This window comes from Roseateles sp. GW823-FHT07B05 (assembly GCF_058794515.1).
In genome coordinates this window covers 427,822-443,081 of the sequence record NZ_JBXAGX010000003.1, presented here as the reverse complement: position 1 = coordinate 443,081, position 15,260 = coordinate 427,822, and the positions used below count along the sequence as shown (strand labels likewise).

16 protein-coding genes are annotated in these 15,260 nt (G+C 72.9%); 13 read left to right on the top strand and 3 right to left on the bottom strand.

Annotation, left to right across the window (positions count from 1 at the left end; translation table 11 throughout):
- Positions 1–128 precede the first annotated feature (128 nt).
- The 6 genes from AC1Q7O_RS10260 to AC1Q7O_RS10235 all read left to right on the top strand — a co-directional run bounded on the left by AC1Q7O_RS10260 (position 129) and on the right by AC1Q7O_RS10235 (position 6,077).
- On the top strand, positions 129–1,262 hold the full coding sequence (locus AC1Q7O_RS10260; RefSeq protein ID WP_492661529.1) for a DUF5009 domain-containing protein: 1,134 nt from the start codon (positions 129–131) through the stop codon (positions 1,260–1,262).
- 9 nt (positions 1,263–1,271) lie between these two features.
- A complete protein-coding gene (locus AC1Q7O_RS10255; protein WP_492661530.1) occupies positions 1,272–2,393 on the top strand; it encodes a lactonase family protein in 1,122 nt (373 codons plus the stop codon).
- A gap of 85 nt (positions 2,394–2,478) precedes the next feature.
- The gene (locus tag AC1Q7O_RS10250) at positions 2,479–2,751 is read left to right on the top strand and encodes a hypothetical protein (RefSeq protein ID WP_492661531.1); all 273 of its coding nucleotides are present in this window, start codon (positions 2,479–2,481) and stop codon (positions 2,749–2,751) included.
- A gap of 37 nt (positions 2,752–2,788) precedes the next feature.
- Positions 2,789–3,253 carry a CreA family protein gene (locus AC1Q7O_RS10245; RefSeq protein ID WP_492661532.1) on the top strand — a complete coding sequence of 155 codons (465 nt, stop codon included), beginning with the start codon at positions 2,789–2,791 and terminating at the stop codon, positions 3,251–3,253.
- Complete coding sequence (locus AC1Q7O_RS10240; RefSeq protein ID WP_492661533.1) at positions 3,254–4,411, top strand: GGDEF domain-containing protein; 1,158 nt, start codon at positions 3,254–3,256, stop codon at positions 4,409–4,411. It begins immediately after the preceding gene.
- A 79-nt stretch (positions 4,412–4,490) separates the two neighbouring features.
- Positions 4,491–6,077, top strand: a complete 1,587-nt coding sequence (locus AC1Q7O_RS10235; RefSeq protein WP_492661565.1) for an acyl-CoA dehydrogenase family protein — start codon at positions 4,491–4,493, stop codon at positions 6,075–6,077.
- Here AC1Q7O_RS10235 and AC1Q7O_RS10230 read toward each other — a convergent pair.
- Complete coding sequence (locus AC1Q7O_RS10230) at positions 6,066–7,058, bottom strand: hypothetical protein (protein WP_492661534.1); 993 nt, start codon at positions 7,056–7,058, stop codon at positions 6,066–6,068. The genes AC1Q7O_RS10235 and AC1Q7O_RS10230 overlap by 12 nt on opposite strands.
- An 11-nt stretch (positions 7,059–7,069) precedes the next feature.
- Entirely contained in the window at positions 7,070–8,260 is a 1,191-nt protein-coding gene (locus AC1Q7O_RS10225) for an energy transducer TonB (protein ID WP_492661535.1), read from the bottom strand.
- Between the two features lie 172 nt (positions 8,261–8,432).
- Here AC1Q7O_RS10225 and AC1Q7O_RS10220 point away from each other — a divergent pair, with 172 nt between their 5' ends.
- Entirely contained in the window at positions 8,433–8,621 is a 189-nt protein-coding gene (locus AC1Q7O_RS10220) for a hypothetical protein (RefSeq protein WP_492661536.1), read from the top strand.
- Positions 8,622–8,680: 59 nt separating this feature from the next.
- On the opposite strand, the gene AC1Q7O_RS10215 is transcribed toward AC1Q7O_RS10220, so the two are convergent.
- Positions 8,681–9,331: a response regulator gene (locus AC1Q7O_RS10215; RefSeq protein ID WP_492661537.1), complete on the bottom strand. Its 651-nt coding sequence runs from the start codon at positions 9,329–9,331 to the stop codon at positions 8,681–8,683.
- A gap of 195 nt (positions 9,332–9,526) precedes the next feature.
- Here AC1Q7O_RS10215 and AC1Q7O_RS10210 point away from each other — a divergent pair, with 195 nt between their 5' ends.
- The 6 genes from AC1Q7O_RS10210 (at position 9,527) to AC1Q7O_RS10185 (ending at position 15,248) form a co-directional block, all read left to right on the top strand.
- Complete coding sequence (locus AC1Q7O_RS10210) at positions 9,527–9,850, top strand: BON domain-containing protein (RefSeq protein WP_492661538.1); 324 nt, start codon at positions 9,527–9,529, stop codon at positions 9,848–9,850.
- Between the two features lie 146 nt (positions 9,851–9,996).
- Complete coding sequence (locus AC1Q7O_RS10205) at positions 9,997–10,410, top strand: response regulator transcription factor (RefSeq protein WP_492661539.1); 414 nt, start codon at positions 9,997–9,999, stop codon at positions 10,408–10,410.
- Between the two features lie 10 nt (positions 10,411–10,420).
- Positions 10,421–11,821, top strand: coding sequence for a CHASE3 domain-containing protein (locus AC1Q7O_RS10200; protein ID WP_492661540.1), 1,401 nt, complete (start codon positions 10,421–10,423; stop codon positions 11,819–11,821).
- Positions 11,822–11,937: 116 nt separating this feature from the next.
- Complete coding sequence (locus AC1Q7O_RS10195) at positions 11,938–12,291, top strand: hypothetical protein (RefSeq protein ID WP_492661541.1); 354 nt, start codon at positions 11,938–11,940, stop codon at positions 12,289–12,291.
- 133 nt (positions 12,292–12,424) lie between these two features.
- On the top strand, positions 12,425–12,844 hold the full coding sequence (locus tag AC1Q7O_RS10190) for a hypothetical protein (RefSeq protein WP_492661542.1): 420 nt from the start codon (positions 12,425–12,427) through the stop codon (positions 12,842–12,844).
- 118 nt (positions 12,845–12,962) lie between these two features.
- On the top strand, positions 12,963–15,248 hold the full coding sequence (locus AC1Q7O_RS10185; RefSeq protein ID WP_492662691.1) for a hypothetical protein: 2,286 nt from the start codon (positions 12,963–12,965) through the stop codon (positions 15,246–15,248).
- Positions 15,249–15,260 lie beyond the last annotated feature (12 nt).

Sequence of the window (15,260 nt, the reverse complement as noted above, 5' to 3'; positions counted from 1 at the left end):
CACGCCTGGGGCACGGCGCTCGGCCCGCGACAGCGGATCGACAACGTTCCTCGTTGTGGCGGCTGCTTCCGCCGCACGTTGGGCGGCCCTCCCCGGGGTCGCCCTTTTTTGCCTTGTAATCGCGCCCCATGACTGCAAGCGCCCCTCCGTCGCCCCGCCTCGCCGGCATCGACCTGCTGCGCGGCCTCACCGTGGCCGTGATGATCCTCGTCAACGAATGGGCTGGCGTGGCCGGCCTGCCCGCGTGGATGAAGCACATGCCGGCGGATGCCGACGCGATGAGCTTCGTGGACATGGTGTTCCCGGCCTTCCTGGTCATCGTCGGCCTGTCGCTGCCGCTGGCGCTGCAGGCCCGGCTGGACGCCGCCGGCCGCCGCGGTGCGCTGCAGCACGTGGCTGAGCGCACGGCAGCGCTTGTCGTGGCGGGGCTGTTCATGGTCAACGCCGAGATGGCGCCGGCCGGCTTCAACGCCGCCGGCTGGCTGCTGGCTGCCTTCGCCGCCATCTTTCTAATGTGGGGCAGCGTGCGCGGCGGGCCGCCGCTGCCCTGGCCTTGGCGGCTGGCGGGCCTCGTGCTGCTGGGCGCGTGCAACGGCTACTACCCCGGCGGCATGGCCGTTCACTGGTGGGGCATCCTGGGCCTCATCGGCTGGGCCTACGGGCTGGCCGCGCTGCTGTTCATCGCTGCCCGGCCGGCCGCGCGGCTGCCGCTGGCGCTCGCGGGCATCGCGGCTGGCGTGGCCTGGTTCGCGCTCGCGGCGCCGCACCTGGGCGGCGGCGGCCACGCCACGCACACGGCGCTGGTGCTGGCCGGCCTGGCCGCGTCGCTGCTGCTGCACGACGACAGCCACCACCTCGCCCCCGACCGCGCCACCCGCGCCGCGCTGCTGCTGGCCTTCCTGCTGCTGGCCGTGGGCTTCAGCCTGCGGCCGCACTTCCCGCTGTCCAAGATCCTCGCCACGCCCAGTTGGGGCCTGGTGTGCGCGGGCGCCACGCTGCTGCTCTACCTGCTGCTGCGCCCGCTGGCCGACGCGCGACCCGGCCGCGCCGCGATGGCGCTGCTGGGCGACGCCGCCCGCCACCCGCTGCTGGCCTACCTGCTGCCCTACGTCATCGGCGCGCTGCTGGCGCTGGCCGGCTGGCACTGGCCCGCTGCGCTGGGCGCCGGCGCGGCCGGCGTGGTGCGCGGCCTGCTGCTGCTGGCGGCCGTGCTCGCGCTGCTGCGGCTGTTGCTGCGCCTGGGCGTGCGGCTCAAACTCTGAGAACGCGCCATGCACCGCCGCCACCTGCTCACCCTGCTCACCCTGCCCGCCCTGCCCCTGATGCCCGCCCTCGCCGCCACGCCCTCCCCGCGCTTCCTGCACGTCGGCACCTACGCGCCGGCGGGCCAGGGGATCTACAGCTTCGCCATCGCCGCCGACGGCGGCCTGAAGCCACTGGCCATCACGCCCAACGCCGGCAGCCCCAGCTGGCTGGTGGCGCACGGCGGCCGCGTCTATGCCGCCGAGGAAGGCGCCCACCACGTGGCTGTCTATACGCAGGACGACACCGGCGCGCTTGCGCTGCTGCAGCGCCAACCCAGCGGCGGGCAGGCGCCCTGCCAGCTGTCGCTGGCCGCCGGCCGCGTGTGGGTGGCGCATTACGGCGACGCCCGCTTCGCCGCGCTGCCGCTGCAGGCCGACGGCCGGCTGGGCGCCGCCGACAGCTGGCCCAGCTGCGCCGGACCCGACTGCCGCCCGGGCCCCACGCGCGCCGCCAAGGCGCCGCCCGGCAGCCAGGCCCACAGCGGCCACGACGCGCCGCACGCGCACATGATCCAGGCCAGCGCCGACGGCCGCTGGCTGCTGGGCACCGACCTGGGCCGCGACCGACTGCTCGTCTGGCCGCTGACCGACGCCACGCCCGGTGCGCCGGCGCACGAGCTGGCGCTGAGCCCCGGCTCCGGGCCGCGCCATTTCGTCTGCCACCCGCAGGACGCCGCCCTCGTCTACGTGCTGCAGGAGGAGTCGTCCACGTTGTCCACCGTCGAGCTGCGCGCCGACGGCCCGCGGCTGCTGGACGAGATTTCCGTGCTGCCCGCCGGCTTCGCCGGCACCAGCTTCGCGTCCGACCTGCTGCTGGCCCCCGGCGGCCGCCACCTGTACGCGCTGAACCGCCTGCACGACAGCCTGGCCGTGCTGTCGCTGGCCCAGCCGCGCCGCCCGCGGTTGCTGGACCACCACTGGGTGCACGGCAGCTTCCCGCGCAGCGCGGGCATCGCGGGCCAGCACCTGTACGTGTGCAACCAGCGCAGCGACCAGCTCAGCCACTTCAACCTCGGCCACCCCGAGTCGCCACGCTTCACGGGCCGGCAGACGGGCGTGCCCAGCCCCGCGGGGGCTTGCGCGCTGTAGTCCCTCGACACCGGGCGCCCCATGGACGCTGCTTGTTGGCATAGTCCTGCAGGCCATCAACATCGCCCACGTCCGCCGCCCCGCCATGGAATCCATCCTGCTGATCGCGCTCGCCGCCGTCTTCGGCTATTTGGCCCACGACGCGTGGCAGCTGTCGGTCGATGCGGGCGACGTGCCCTACGAAGTACTGTCCGGAGAATCACCGGACCACACCGCCGGCATCCCCAGAGCCGAACTGAACGAGCGCAAGCGTCAGCTGCTGCAGAGCGGCGAGCGCAACTTCCGCGGCGCGCATTGGTTTTGGGTGCTCGCCATGGCGGTGTGCCTGGGGAGCGCTGTCTGGCGCTGGTTGGCGTGAACCCGAACGGGCATCAACGCGCCGTAGACTGCCCGGCATGAAGCACGCCGCCCTCCTGCTGCTCGCCGTCACGGCGCTGGCCCGCGCCGAGCCCATCGGCTCGGTCGATACCGCGTTCAAGCTCATCGGCCCCGATCACAAGATCGTCGTCGACGCCTATGACGACCCCAAGGTCAGCGGCGTCACCTGCTACGTGTCGCGCGCCAGGACCGGCGGCATCAGCGGCGCCATCGGCATCGCCGAAGACAAGGCCGAGGCGTCCATCGCCTGCCGGCAGGTGGGCCCCATCGCCATCGGCCAGCCGCTGCCGCGCCAGGAAGAGGTGTTCAACGAGCGCATCTCGCTGGTGTTCAAGAAGCTGCGCATCGTCCGCATGGTGGACGCGCAGCGCAACACGCTGGTCTACCTGACCTACTCCGACCGCCTCATCGACGGCTCGCCCAAGAACAGCGTGACGGCCGTGCCGGTGGCACGCGACACGCCCATCCCGGTGAAGAAGTAGATGAGCTTCACTGACGCCCTGTTCGCGCTGATGCCGATACAGGCGCTGGCCGCGGCGCTGGTGCTCATCACGCTCATCGGCTGGCGCGATGCCAACCCCGGCGGGCGCTGGGCACAGGTGGGCATGACGGCGCTGGCGCTGGGCCTGGCGCTGGCCAGCACCACGCTGCAGCCGGGCGACACGCCGCCGCACGCGGTGCGCAGCGCCGGCGTGGGGTTGGTGAGCCTGGGCCTGTCGGCGCTGTGGTGGGCCTGCTGCCAGTGGCTCACGCCGCGGCCCGGCCGCTGGGCGATGACCGCGGCGCCCGCCGTGCTGGCCGTGGGCCATGCGCTGCTGTGGACCCGCCCCGACCGCGCGCAGACGCTGGCCGACACCGTGCTCGCCGCCCAGCTCATCTGGCTGGGCGTGGCGCTGACGCTGCCCGAACGCGGCAACGTGCTGCAGGGCCTGAACAGCCGCCGCTGGCGCCTGCTGGGCCTGACCGCCGTGCTGCCGCTGCTGACCGCCATGCTGGCCCGCGCCACCGCCACGCTGCTGGGCGACACCGCCCCCTGGCCCGACCTGCTGCTGGCCGTCGCCGGGCAGCTCGCGCTGCTGCTGGTGCTGCCCATGCTGCTGCTGGCCTGGCGCGGCCAGACCGAGGCCGAGCTGGCCCGGCTGACGCAGACCGACACCCTCACCGGCCTGGCCGACCGCACCGCGTTCGCCAAGCGCTCGGTCGAGCTGATCTCCATGGCCCGCCGCTTCGACGAGCCGCTGGCGCTGGTGGTGCTGGACCTGGACGACGTCGCCACGCTGCGCGACGAACGCGGCACCGACGTCGCCGACCGCGCGCTGGCGCTGTTCGCCAGCTGCGTGCAGGCGCAGATGCGGCTGGGCGACCTGGCCGGCCGGCTGGGCGGCGAGCAGTTCGGCGTGCTGATGGCCCGCTGCCTGCCCGAAGGCCCGCAGGCTCTCGACCGGCGGCTGCGCGCCGCGCTGGCCGAACGCGCGCCGGCCGAGCTGGGGCTGCCGCTGTCCTTCAGCGCCGGCTGGGCCAAGCTGCGCCCCGGCGACCGCAGCGTGGCCGACCTGCAGCGCCGCGCCGAGACGGCGCTCTACGAAGCCCAGCGCGCCGGCCGCGGCCAGCTGATGGCCGAGCCCGGCGTGCAGGACTGATGAGCCCCGCTCGGCCGCCCGGAGGGGCTCGACTCCCGCTTGGCGGGACCCCGCGCAGCGCGAAGGGTGCGCGGTGAGCATGGCCGACAACCTCGTCGACGAGTGGGTCGGCCACAACCTGCTGACGACCGACCCGGCATTGCTCGCCGCGCTGCACGCGGCCGCGCCCCAGGCCGTCGCACCGCTGAGCGCCTACGGTGACGAACTCGGCAGCGCGGAGACCGCCCAGCTCGCCCGCGACGCCAACCGCCAGGGCCCGCAGCTGCGCCAACTGGACGCCCGCGGCCGGCGCCTCGACGCGGTGGACTTCCACCCCGCCTGGCACCGGCTGCTGGCGATGTACCGCCGGCAGGGCCTCGTCGCCGACGTATTCGCCACCGACACGCCGGGCCGCTGGGCGCAGTTTGCGGCCGGCTGCTACCTGCACGGCCAGGTGGAAGCGGGCAGCCTGTGCCCGGCCACGATGACCCAGGCCGCCATGCCGGTGCTGGCCAAACAGCCCGCGCTGTTCGCGCCGCTGCGCGACAAGTTCCTCAGCCGCGAGCACGACCCGCGCGACCTGCCCATCGCCGACAAGGCCTCGATCTGGGTCGGCATGGGCATGACCGAGAAGCAGGGCGGCTCGGACCTGCGCCGCGTGACGACGAGCGCCGTCGAGCAGGCAGACGGCAGCTACGCCCTCACCGGCCACAAGTGGTTCTTCTCCGCGCCGACCAGCGACGCCCACCTCGTGCTGGCCCGCACCGGCGCTGGCCCCACCTGCTTCTGGCTGCCACGCCACACGCCCGACGGCGCGCGCAACGCCATCCACGTGCTGCGGCTCAAGGACAAGTTGGGCAACCGCAGCAATGCCAGCAGCGAGGTCGAGTTCCACGGCGCCTGGGCGCAGCGCGTCGGCGACGAGGGCCGCGGCATCCCGACGCTGATCGAGATGGCCGGCTACACGCGGCTGAACTGCGTCATCGGCAGCGCCGCACTGCTGCGCGCCGGCCTCGTGCAGGCGCTGCACAACGCGCGCGAACGCCACGCCTTCGGCCGCCACCTCGCCGAACAGCCGCTGATGCAGACCGTGCTGGCCGACCTCGCGCTGGAAAGCGAGGCCGCCATGCGGCTGATGCTGCGGCTGGCGCAGGGTTTCGAGCAGGGCGAGCCCGCGTGGCAGCGGCTGATGACGCCGGCCGCCAAGCTGTGGGTCTGCAAGCGCGCCGTCGAATGCACCGGCGAGGCGATGGAGCTGCTGGGCGGCAACGGCTACGTGGAGGACGGCGTGCTGGCGCGGCTGTACCGCGAGGCGCCGGTCAACTCGATCTGGGAAGGCTCGGGCAACGTGATGGCGCTGGACGTGCTGCGCGCCGTGGCCCGCGAGCCCGACGTGGCGCTGGCGTTGCTGGACGAGTTCGCCGCCTGCCCCGACGCCGCGGTGCAGGCCGAGGCCCGCGCGCTGCAGCGGCTGCTGACCGGCGACCCCGCCGCGCTGGAGCCCCAGGCCCGCCGCGTCGCGCAGGGCCTGGTGCTGTGCGCGCAGGCGCTGCTGATGCGCGAACAGTCGTCCACCGCCGCGGCCGATGCCTTCATCGCCACCCGCTTCGGCGGCGACGGCCGGCTGCTGGGCACGACGGCCGTGCCGCAGGCGGCGCTGATCCTGGCGGACGCCTTAGCTCTGTAGCGCCCAGCGCTTGCAGGCCTGGTAGTTGCGCTGGCCGGTATGGCCCCAGGCCTCGACATCCGGGGTGGCCCCGATGGCCTCCAGCGCCGGCACGGCCACCTCGCGGTCCTTCACCATGCAGGCGAAGTAGGCCCGCCGACTCTTCCAGTAGCGACTGTTCGGCGACTCGGCGAGGATGTCACGCAAGCCATCACGCATCAGTGGCCAACGGGCCAGGCTGCCGTCGAACAAGGATTGCTCGTAGTCGCTGTGCGCCGCGGTGTTGTAGAGCCGTGTGTAGCGCTTCAGCGCATCCGCGTCGGGCAAGCCTTTCATCGACTCGCGAATCCATCGCTCCAGCAGCTCCGGACTACCCCCCCACTTGGGCATCAGGCTGTCGATGGCGCTTTGATAGATGCATTCATCCGTGGCGTCCTTGCGCATGGCCTGGCGCGCAATTTCCAGCTGCGCGCCGACACCCACGCCCGCGCTGCGCAACAACGTCAACAGCGGACGGATGTAGTAGTTGTCCCGCGCCATCACGGCCGAATGCGTCCTGGCGTAGGCCAGCGCCTCACCCACCTTGGCGCGGAACTCGTCGAAGCGTTGGTCCGATACCGATTTCGCGTATCCCGCGCCCCGGATGAACCAGGCGCTGTCAGTGAGCGCAGCGAGATGCACGGCATGCGCGAGTGGAGACTCCGGGCGGCTGCGCGCCCACGCCAGCGTGGAGGCCACGCGGGCATCGTGATAAGGCTGAGACTCGCCTTCGTAGCGGTTGCCGAGACCGAAGCCGAAACGGCAACTGGCGAGAAGGAGCCCCTCCTCGCCTCGATGCAACTCTGTTCTGGCGGCGGCATACAGCCGTTCCAGTTCGTCCCAGTCCGCCCAGAACATCGCCTCGGCCGCCTGTTCCTTGATGCCATCGGCCAGCGCAGGCGCTGCCGGCGGCGAGGCCTGTGCCAATGCCAGCCCCTGGGCCGCCACCAGTGCCCACGCCATCAACCTTCGCGTCATTCCCATGACAGAGTCCACCCGATTTCCCGCGTCACCTTGTTCAGCCCTTGCTTGGGAGCGGCGGCTGACCAGTCAACCTCACGCGCCCTGGCCAGCGAGGCCAGATCCAGCGTGCCTTCATGAGCAAATGGCCGCACGCCACTGATGCCGGGCACCCTGACGTCCCGCTTGACAACCTTGGCCCGCACCACGCGACCCTCGGGATTCACCTCCGCCTCGACCGTGACGACGCCGCGCGTGCCGAGGAAGGTGGCGATACTGGGATAGCCCCCGTCCTCGTCCTTGCGCGCCGCGGCCCCACGGCGATCGATCCCGTAGAAATCGGCGCCCTGCATGGCCATGGCCGCGCGGAACTGCGCCGGATTGGCCCCGGCCCACTGGTGCAGGGCGCAACGCGTCGACGGATCTGCCACGACCGGATCACCACGCCGGTCGTCGTCGTCACCCAGGTAATGGAAGGCCAGCACCGGCGGCAGCGGCACCTTGGGCGCCTGACCGGTGGCGCGCAGTTGCAGCAGCGCGTCCTCGGCCGCCAGCGGTTCGGCATCGTTGACCGCACGGGGCTTGCCCCAACGGGCAAGCAGCTCTCGCTCGGCCTGCACAGCCTGCTGACGTTGCGCGGCCGGGAGACTGCGCAGCCGGGCCAACCGCATGACCAACTCGCCGGCATTGGAGCTGGGCGGCCGGCACATACCTGGCACCTGCAGCACCTGGGCCAGCGCCGCGTCCTGCGCCTCCCCCACGCTGTCCCGGCCCCAAAGCGCGAACTCATTGGTCAGTCGCGCCTGCATGCGGCGCAACGCGCTGCGCCCGTTGGAAACCAACTGCAGCTCCTCGGTCAGCCATCGTTCCATCAGAGCCTGAACTCGCGGCAGGTGTTCAGCCTGCATGTCGCGGGCAGCCGCCTTGGTCTCAGGATCAAGCTCATCGCCATCTTGCACCGTGAAGCGCGGCGTGACGTAGGCCTTGAACACCCGGCTCATCTCTGCTCTCAAGTCCTCCGTGATGACGGGTACGGCCGGTGCGGAAGCGGCAACCGGCGGTCGTGACGCCACCGCGCTTGCGGGCGGCAATTTGGTCGCCGGCCGCGCCGCGGCCTTGGCCGGCACCTTGTCCGCAGCCAGCGCCGGTGCCAGACAGCACAGCCAGGCGGCCACACCGGCGGCGGCCGCAGTCTTCATGCGCATTTCCATCTCCCTGATAACGGCGCGATTGTGTTCACACCCGCACGCGTCTCGCCTCATGGCTTTCCAGGGCCGCGGTTGTCAGCGTCGTCCGACACGCCCCCGCGTCGCCGGACTATGCGCGGCCCGCCCATGGGCATCGATGCTCCGGCAACGTCCACACCCGGAGGCGACCATGGCCGAGCACTTCACCCCCAACGAATCCACCGCGCCGGCCGCCGGCCGCCCGCTGTTGTCCGCGCTGACGCGCTGGTGGTCGCGCGCTGACAACGCCACCGCCGACCCGGTGCTGGGCTACGAGTCGGCCCAGCCGTGGATGCTGGACGACACGCCCGCCGACGCCGCCACGCCGCGGCACGACTGACATGACAACGGGCCCCGCGGGGCCCGTTGCTGCATCCAGGCCCCTGCGCGGGGCCTTTCTCACTGGATCAGGCCGTTCTTCAGTGCGTAGTAGGTCAGGTCGCTGTTGGTCGCAAGCTTGAGCTTCTCCAGCACACGGGTGCGGTAGGTGCTGACGGTCTTGACGCTGAGGAACAGCGCCTCGGCGATGTGGCCCACGGTCTCGCCCTGGGCCAGCCGCAGGAAGACCTGGAACTCGCGCTCCGACAGCACCTCGTGCAGCGGCTTGTCGGGCGCGCCGTTGGCCGCGCTGCCGCCCACCACGCTGTCGGCCAGCTGCTCGGCCACGGCCGGGCTGATGTAGCGGCGGCCGCGCGACACCAGGCGGATCGCATTGGCGATCTCGTCGGGGTCGCACTCCTTGTTCAGGTAGCCGCTGGCGCCCTGGCGCAGCAGCGTCGTCGCGTAGTGCGCCTCGGGGAAGCCGCTCAGGATGAGCACCGGCAGCTCCGGGAAGCGCGCCTTGATGGCCGCCAGCGCGTCCACGCCGCTCTGGTCGGGCATGGAGATGTCCAGCAGCAGCACGTCCACGTCGCCCTTGCGTGCCATGTCCAGCGCCTCGTGGCCGCTGCTGCCTTCGCCGGTGACGCGCAGGTCGACGTGGTCGGACAGGAACTGGCGCAGCCCGGTGCGCACGATGGCGTGGTCGTCGACGATTCCGATGCGGATCATGTTGCGCCTGTCTTGTTGGTGGTGATGAGTCCAGCGTAGCAGCCGCCACGGCGCGCCGGCAGCGGCCGGTGTCCTACAAACATGTCGGAGATGTCTGACAGCGCGCCCCGCCGCGGGACTATCCGGCCGCCTGCACGCAGAACGGATAGTGATGCCACGGCCCCAGGGTGGGCCGCCAACCAAAAGGAGCATCACATGCTGACCAAGCCCGTCCTGACCCTGGCCCTCACCGCCGCCCTCATCGCCACCGTGGGCGCCACCAGCGGCTGCGCCGTCGCCCGCGACCAGCAGACCGCCGGCAGCTACATCGACGACACCGCGCTGACCACCCGCGTCAAGGCCAAGTTCGCCGCCGACCCGACGGTCAGCGCCATGGCCATCAGCGTCGAGACGCTGAAGGGCACGGTGCAGCTCGCGGGCTTCGCGAAGAGCGCGGAGGAAAAGGCCATGGCCGAGAAGCTGGCGCGCGAAACCTCCGGCGTCGTGGCCGTGCGCAACGACATCGCCATCCGGCCCTGACCTCCCGCGTCCGCCCCGCGCTGCCCAGCGCGGGGCGGCGCCTAGGACAATTCCTACAACGCAACGCGTTGCCCACCCCGCCCGGACCCAGACCGAAGCGGTTCATACTTGACCCCATCACGCAAAGAACAGCGCAGCGCCGGGCCATGCCAGCACTCAAAGCCTTCATCGTCGAAGACAGCCCGGTCATCCTGGAAAACCTGGTCGCCACGCTGGAAGAGCTGGCCCAGGTGGAGGTGGTGGGCTCCGTCGCCGACGAGGCCGGCGCCGTGCGCTGGATGAGCCAGGCCGACGAGGCCGGCGCCGACCTCTTCATCGTCGACGTCTTCCTGCGCTCCGGCACGGGCCTGGGCGTGCTGCAGGCCGCGCAGCGGCTGGGCGTGCAGGCGCACCGCGTCGTGCTGACCAACTACGCCACCGAGGAGATGCGGCGGCGCTGCGCCAGCCTCGGCGCCGAGCGCGTGTTCGACAAGAGCCGCGAGCTGGACGACCTCATCAGCTATTGCGCCGAGCTGGCCGAACGCGGCCCGGCCGCGCGCCCTTCGGCGGCAGCGAGCTGAGCGGCACGTGGTGCTGCGCCGCCTCGACCCCTGGCTGGAGACCGCCAGCCGCAAGCGCGGCCTGGCCGTGGCCATCGCCGCGCTGGCGGCGGCGGCCGTCATGGGCGTCAGCGAGGCCGCCTTCTGGGGCGCCGATCGCGCGCTCGCCCAGGCCCAGGCGCGCCACCGCGCCCGCGACGACAGCCTGCGCCTGCGCGCGCTGCTGACCAACGCCGAGACCGCCCAGCGCGGCTTCCTGCTGACCGGGCGCGAGGACTACCTGGCCCCCGTGCAGCTGGCCGAGCACGAACTGCCCGGCGTGCTGCAGCGGCTGCGCGGCCAGTACGAAAGCTCCGAATGGGCCGCGCTGGTGGCCGACGCCAGCCGCCGCGCCAACGAGAAGCTGTCGGAGCTGCAGCTGGTCATCCAGCTCTACCGCGAGGGCAACACGCCGGCCTGGCAGGGGCTGGTGGAGTCGGACATCGGCCGCGAGAAGATGCAGGCGGTGCGCGACGCCGTCAGCCAGCTGGACCGCCACGAGCTGGGCCAGATCGCGCTGGAGCGCGAGGCTGTCTACCGCTCGCTGACCTACGGCCGACTGGGCACGCACGGGCTGACCGTGCTGAGCCTGTTCGGCCTGGCCGTCTTCCTGCGCCGCAACGAGGCGCTGCACAAGGCGCGGCGCGAGCATGCCCTGGAGCTGGCCAGCGAGCGCGACCGGCTGGACGGCGAGGTGGCGCACCGCACCGCCGAGCTGACCGAGCTGGCCCGCCACCTGCAGACCGTGCGCGAGGACGAGCGCGCCCGGCTGGCCCGCGAGCTGCACGACGAGCTGGGCGCGCTGCTGACCGCCGCCAAGCTCGACGTGGCCCGCGTGCGCCGCCTGGCCAAAGCCGCGCCCGACATCGACGAGCGCCTGCGGCACATGAGCGAGCTGCTGGACCAGGGCATCGCGCTGAAGCGCCGCATCATCGAGGACCTGCGGCCGTCGGCGCTGTCCAACCTGGGCCTGATCCCGGCGCTGGAGATCCTGACGCGGGAGTTCGCGCAGCGCTCCGGCCTGCAGCTCAACCTGGAGCTGGCCGACTGCCCCACCGACGACGCCGACCGCCTGGCGCTGTACCGGCTGGTGCAGGAGGCCCTGACCAACGTGCTGCGCCACGCCAAGGCCAGGCAGGTGCGCGTGTCGCTGGGCGAGGCGGACGGCTGGCTGCAGCTGCAGATCCGCGACGACGGCCAGGGCTTCAACCCCGACGCCGTGGGCGCCGGCCACCACGGCCTGCTGGGCATGCGCTACCGCATCGAGAGCCTGGGCGGCACGCTGCAGCTGCTGTCCTCGCCCGGCCGCGGCACGCTGGTGCTGGCGCGGCTGCCGCGCCGGCCCGACCTGCAGCCGCCCGAGGACACCCCCGCGGCCGAACCCGCGGCCTGACGTCCTACACCCGCGGCCTGCCGCTGCTGACAGGTCCCGGCAGCGCCCGCCCCCACACTGCCGCCAAGGCGCCGCCCACCGCGTGGCGCCATTCCAGGCCGGACAAGGAGGGCCTCATGCGCTTCCCCATCACCCCGCATTCCGAAGGCTGGCACACCCATCTGCACCGCTTCCGCGGCGGGCCCGACGCCGCCGCGCTGCCCACGCCGCCCGAGCGCCGGGGCCTGCAGGTGCTGATCGCCATCGCGCTGGTGGGCGGGCTGCTGACCAGCGGCCTGCTGAACGCCGCCGACGACCCGCGCCCGCTGGACGTGCAGGCCAGCAGCGCGATGCGCCAGGCCGTCGACACGCTGCGGCAATGGCAGGCCCAGCTGTCGCGCGGGCTGCAGGTGTCGCTGCGTGCCGTGGCCGACGGCCGTGACCAGCCCGCCGCCAAGCCCGCCGACGGCAAGAGCGCCGCGGCAACCTAGGCAGCCGGCGGGCAGCCCCGGCCGCCCTGTAGGACGGGGCCTCGTCTGCCCTTTGTTACAGCGCCGGCGCCAACCGAGCGGCGCGCCGTCGCGTTCAATACGCACCCGCGGCTGCGGCCGCCAAGGAGCCCCCATGACCGACTTCCACCTCTCCCTCACCCGCTGGCTGGCCCCGGCCCTGCTGGGCCTGGCCGCGCTGCCCGCGCAGGCCGGCGACGTCGGCGTGTCCATCGGCTTCAGCCAGCCCGGCATCTATGGCCGCGTGGACATCGGCCGCTACCCGCAGCCCGTGCTGGTGGCGCCGCAGCCGGTCGTGATCGGCCGGCCGGTCTACCGTGAACCGGTCTACCTGTGGGTGCCGCCGGGCCACCGCCACGACTGGCGTCGCCACTGCGGCCAGTACGGCGCCTGCGGCGCGCCGGTGTACTTCGTGCAGGACGGCTGGTACCGCCAGAACGTCATCGTGCGGCGCGACGACGGCTGGCGCCGCGAGGACCGGCATCGCCACCACCATCATCACCACCACGACCGGGGCCACGGCCACCGCGACTGAGCGCCGATCGGGCGCAAAACCACACGTCAGGCACGCAGTTCCGGCCATCACCCCGGCGCCGGGCGGCCTACAGTCAGGCTGACCCTGACCGTTGTGCCGCCTCCGCGCGGCTGGCCGGATGCCTGACGCCGTTCCTTCCCCGCTGCCCCCGCTGACTCCCCCGCCGGCGCCCTCCTGGCGCTCGGCCTGTGCCTGGCCCGTGATGCTGGCGCTGGCCGCCTGCGGTGGTGGTGGTGGCTCGGCCGGCACCGACACCCCCATCACGCCCCCGCCGCCGGTCGCCACGCCCAGCCCGCTGCCCATGCCGACGCCGGCGCCCACACCGGCCCCGTCGCCAACGCCCACGCCGGCTCCCGCACCATCCCCCTCACCAACGCCGTCCCCCGCGCCAGCGCCTTCGCCGGCACCGACGCCGTCCCCGGCGCCCTCCCCGGCGCCGACGCCCGCACCGTCGCCCACCCCCACGCCGGCTCCCGCGCCGACTCCGACGCCTGCGCCATCACCCACGCCCACCCCCGCGCCCAGCCCGACACCCACGCCGCCACCGCCTCCGCCACCGCCCTCCCCGCTGTCGGGCATCGCCGCCGCCGGCCTGGCGCTGACCGGCGGCAAGGTGACCGTGCTGGACGAGACCGGCAAGGTCATCGCCAGCGGCAAGGACGTGACGGCGGCAACGGGCGCTTACGGCCCCATCACGCTGACCGGCGCCGGCCCGTTCCGTGTGCAGGCCTGCGGCATGGCCGGCGACCGCGCGATGTGCCTGTGGGGCGCCACGCCCAACGGCGGCACACTGAACCTGACGCCGCTGACCAGCGCCGTCACCGTGCTGGCCAGCGGCCAGCCGCCCGAGGCGCTGATGACCGGCGCCGTGCAGGGCCTCACCGCCACGGCGCTCGCCGCGGCGCAGACGCAGGTGCGCACCGTCATCGCATCGGCATTGACCGACGCCGGTCTGGCCGCCGACTTCGACCTGCTGGCCGGCACGCTGACGCCCGGTACGCACACCGGCTACGACCGCGTGCTGGACGCCATCGACGTGAGCTGGGGCCTGGACACCAAGGCCTACGTGACGCTGAGCCCCGCGCTGGGCAGCGGCTGGGCCTACCTGGAGCCCGGCACCACCAGCGGCAGCCTGGCCACCGACGCATCGGCCGCCAAGGTGGACCACGCCGGCATCGACACGCTGTTCCGCGCGCTGGGCGCGGCCATGGCCGTCGCCCTCAAGTGCCCCAACCCCACCGACGGCATCAAGCCGCTGCTGGACACGGCCGCCCGCGCCAGCGCCGACCTGGTGACCACCTTCACCGGTGACCAGGCCGTGCAGGTGCTGTGTGGCCACATGGGCGGCCTGCTGGTGGGCGACACCGAATCGCTGGAGGGCGCCACGCTGCTGCCGGCCGTGCCGACGCGCTGCGACTTCACCGGCACCGACCCGGTGTGCCGCGTGAAGCTGATCTTCAAGACCGCCGCGCCCAAGGCCAACGCGCCGGCCGGCACGACGCCCAAGGACGTGCTGCGCCAGATCGGCATCGACCAGACCGTCGTGAAACGCTCGTCAGGCTGGCTGCTGCTGGGCAACCGGCTGGAGGTGCAGGCCAGCGCCACGGCGCGGCTGGTGCTGAAGCGCCGCGTGGACCAGACCGCCACCGACAGCTACGGCCGCTTCCTGGACATCCGCATCCCCGCCTACCCCGGCCTGCAGTGCGCCCGCGCGACGCAGAAGGACACCGGCGGCAGCGACGTGACGCTGGCGCTGTTCAAGCCGGTGGCGACCGCGACCTACCTGAGCCTGTGGAGCATCAGCGCCAGCGACGCGACGCCCAGCCTGGACCCGGCCAGCGGCGCGACGCGCGGCGTCGATGTCGTCACGCTGCCCGTGCCCAGCGGCGCGGCCGGCGACGCGACGGCGCGCAACTTCGTGCGCGCCGGCCGCGTGATGAAGATCGCGCTGTTCAGCGACGGCGCCTGCAGCACGCCGCTGGCGGGCGCCGACGGCGGCGCGGTCAGCATCGACGTGGCGGGCCAGCTGCCCATCACGGCATCCAACATGAGCGGCCAGCCCTGGCCGGCGCTGGCCGCCGCCACCGGCACGGCGCTGACCGCGCTGAAGGGCGCGGCGAACGCCAAGGCCAACTTCACCGCGGACTGGACCTTCCCGCGCGGCGATGCCGTCGTCAGCCGCGTGCAGCTGTGCTCGCTGGACGCCAACTGCGGCAATGTGCTGGCCGCGCTGGACCTGGCGCCCACCACGCTCAAGGCAGCGCTGAACCCGACGCTGGGCGCGCTGGCACTGGCGGCCGCCGACTACAAGCTGCTGCGCATGACCGCACGCACGCCGAGCGGGCTGGTGCTGCAGTTGGATGCGGCGTCGTGCACCGCGCAAACCGCTGGACAGCCCTGCTAGCCCCAAGCCCGG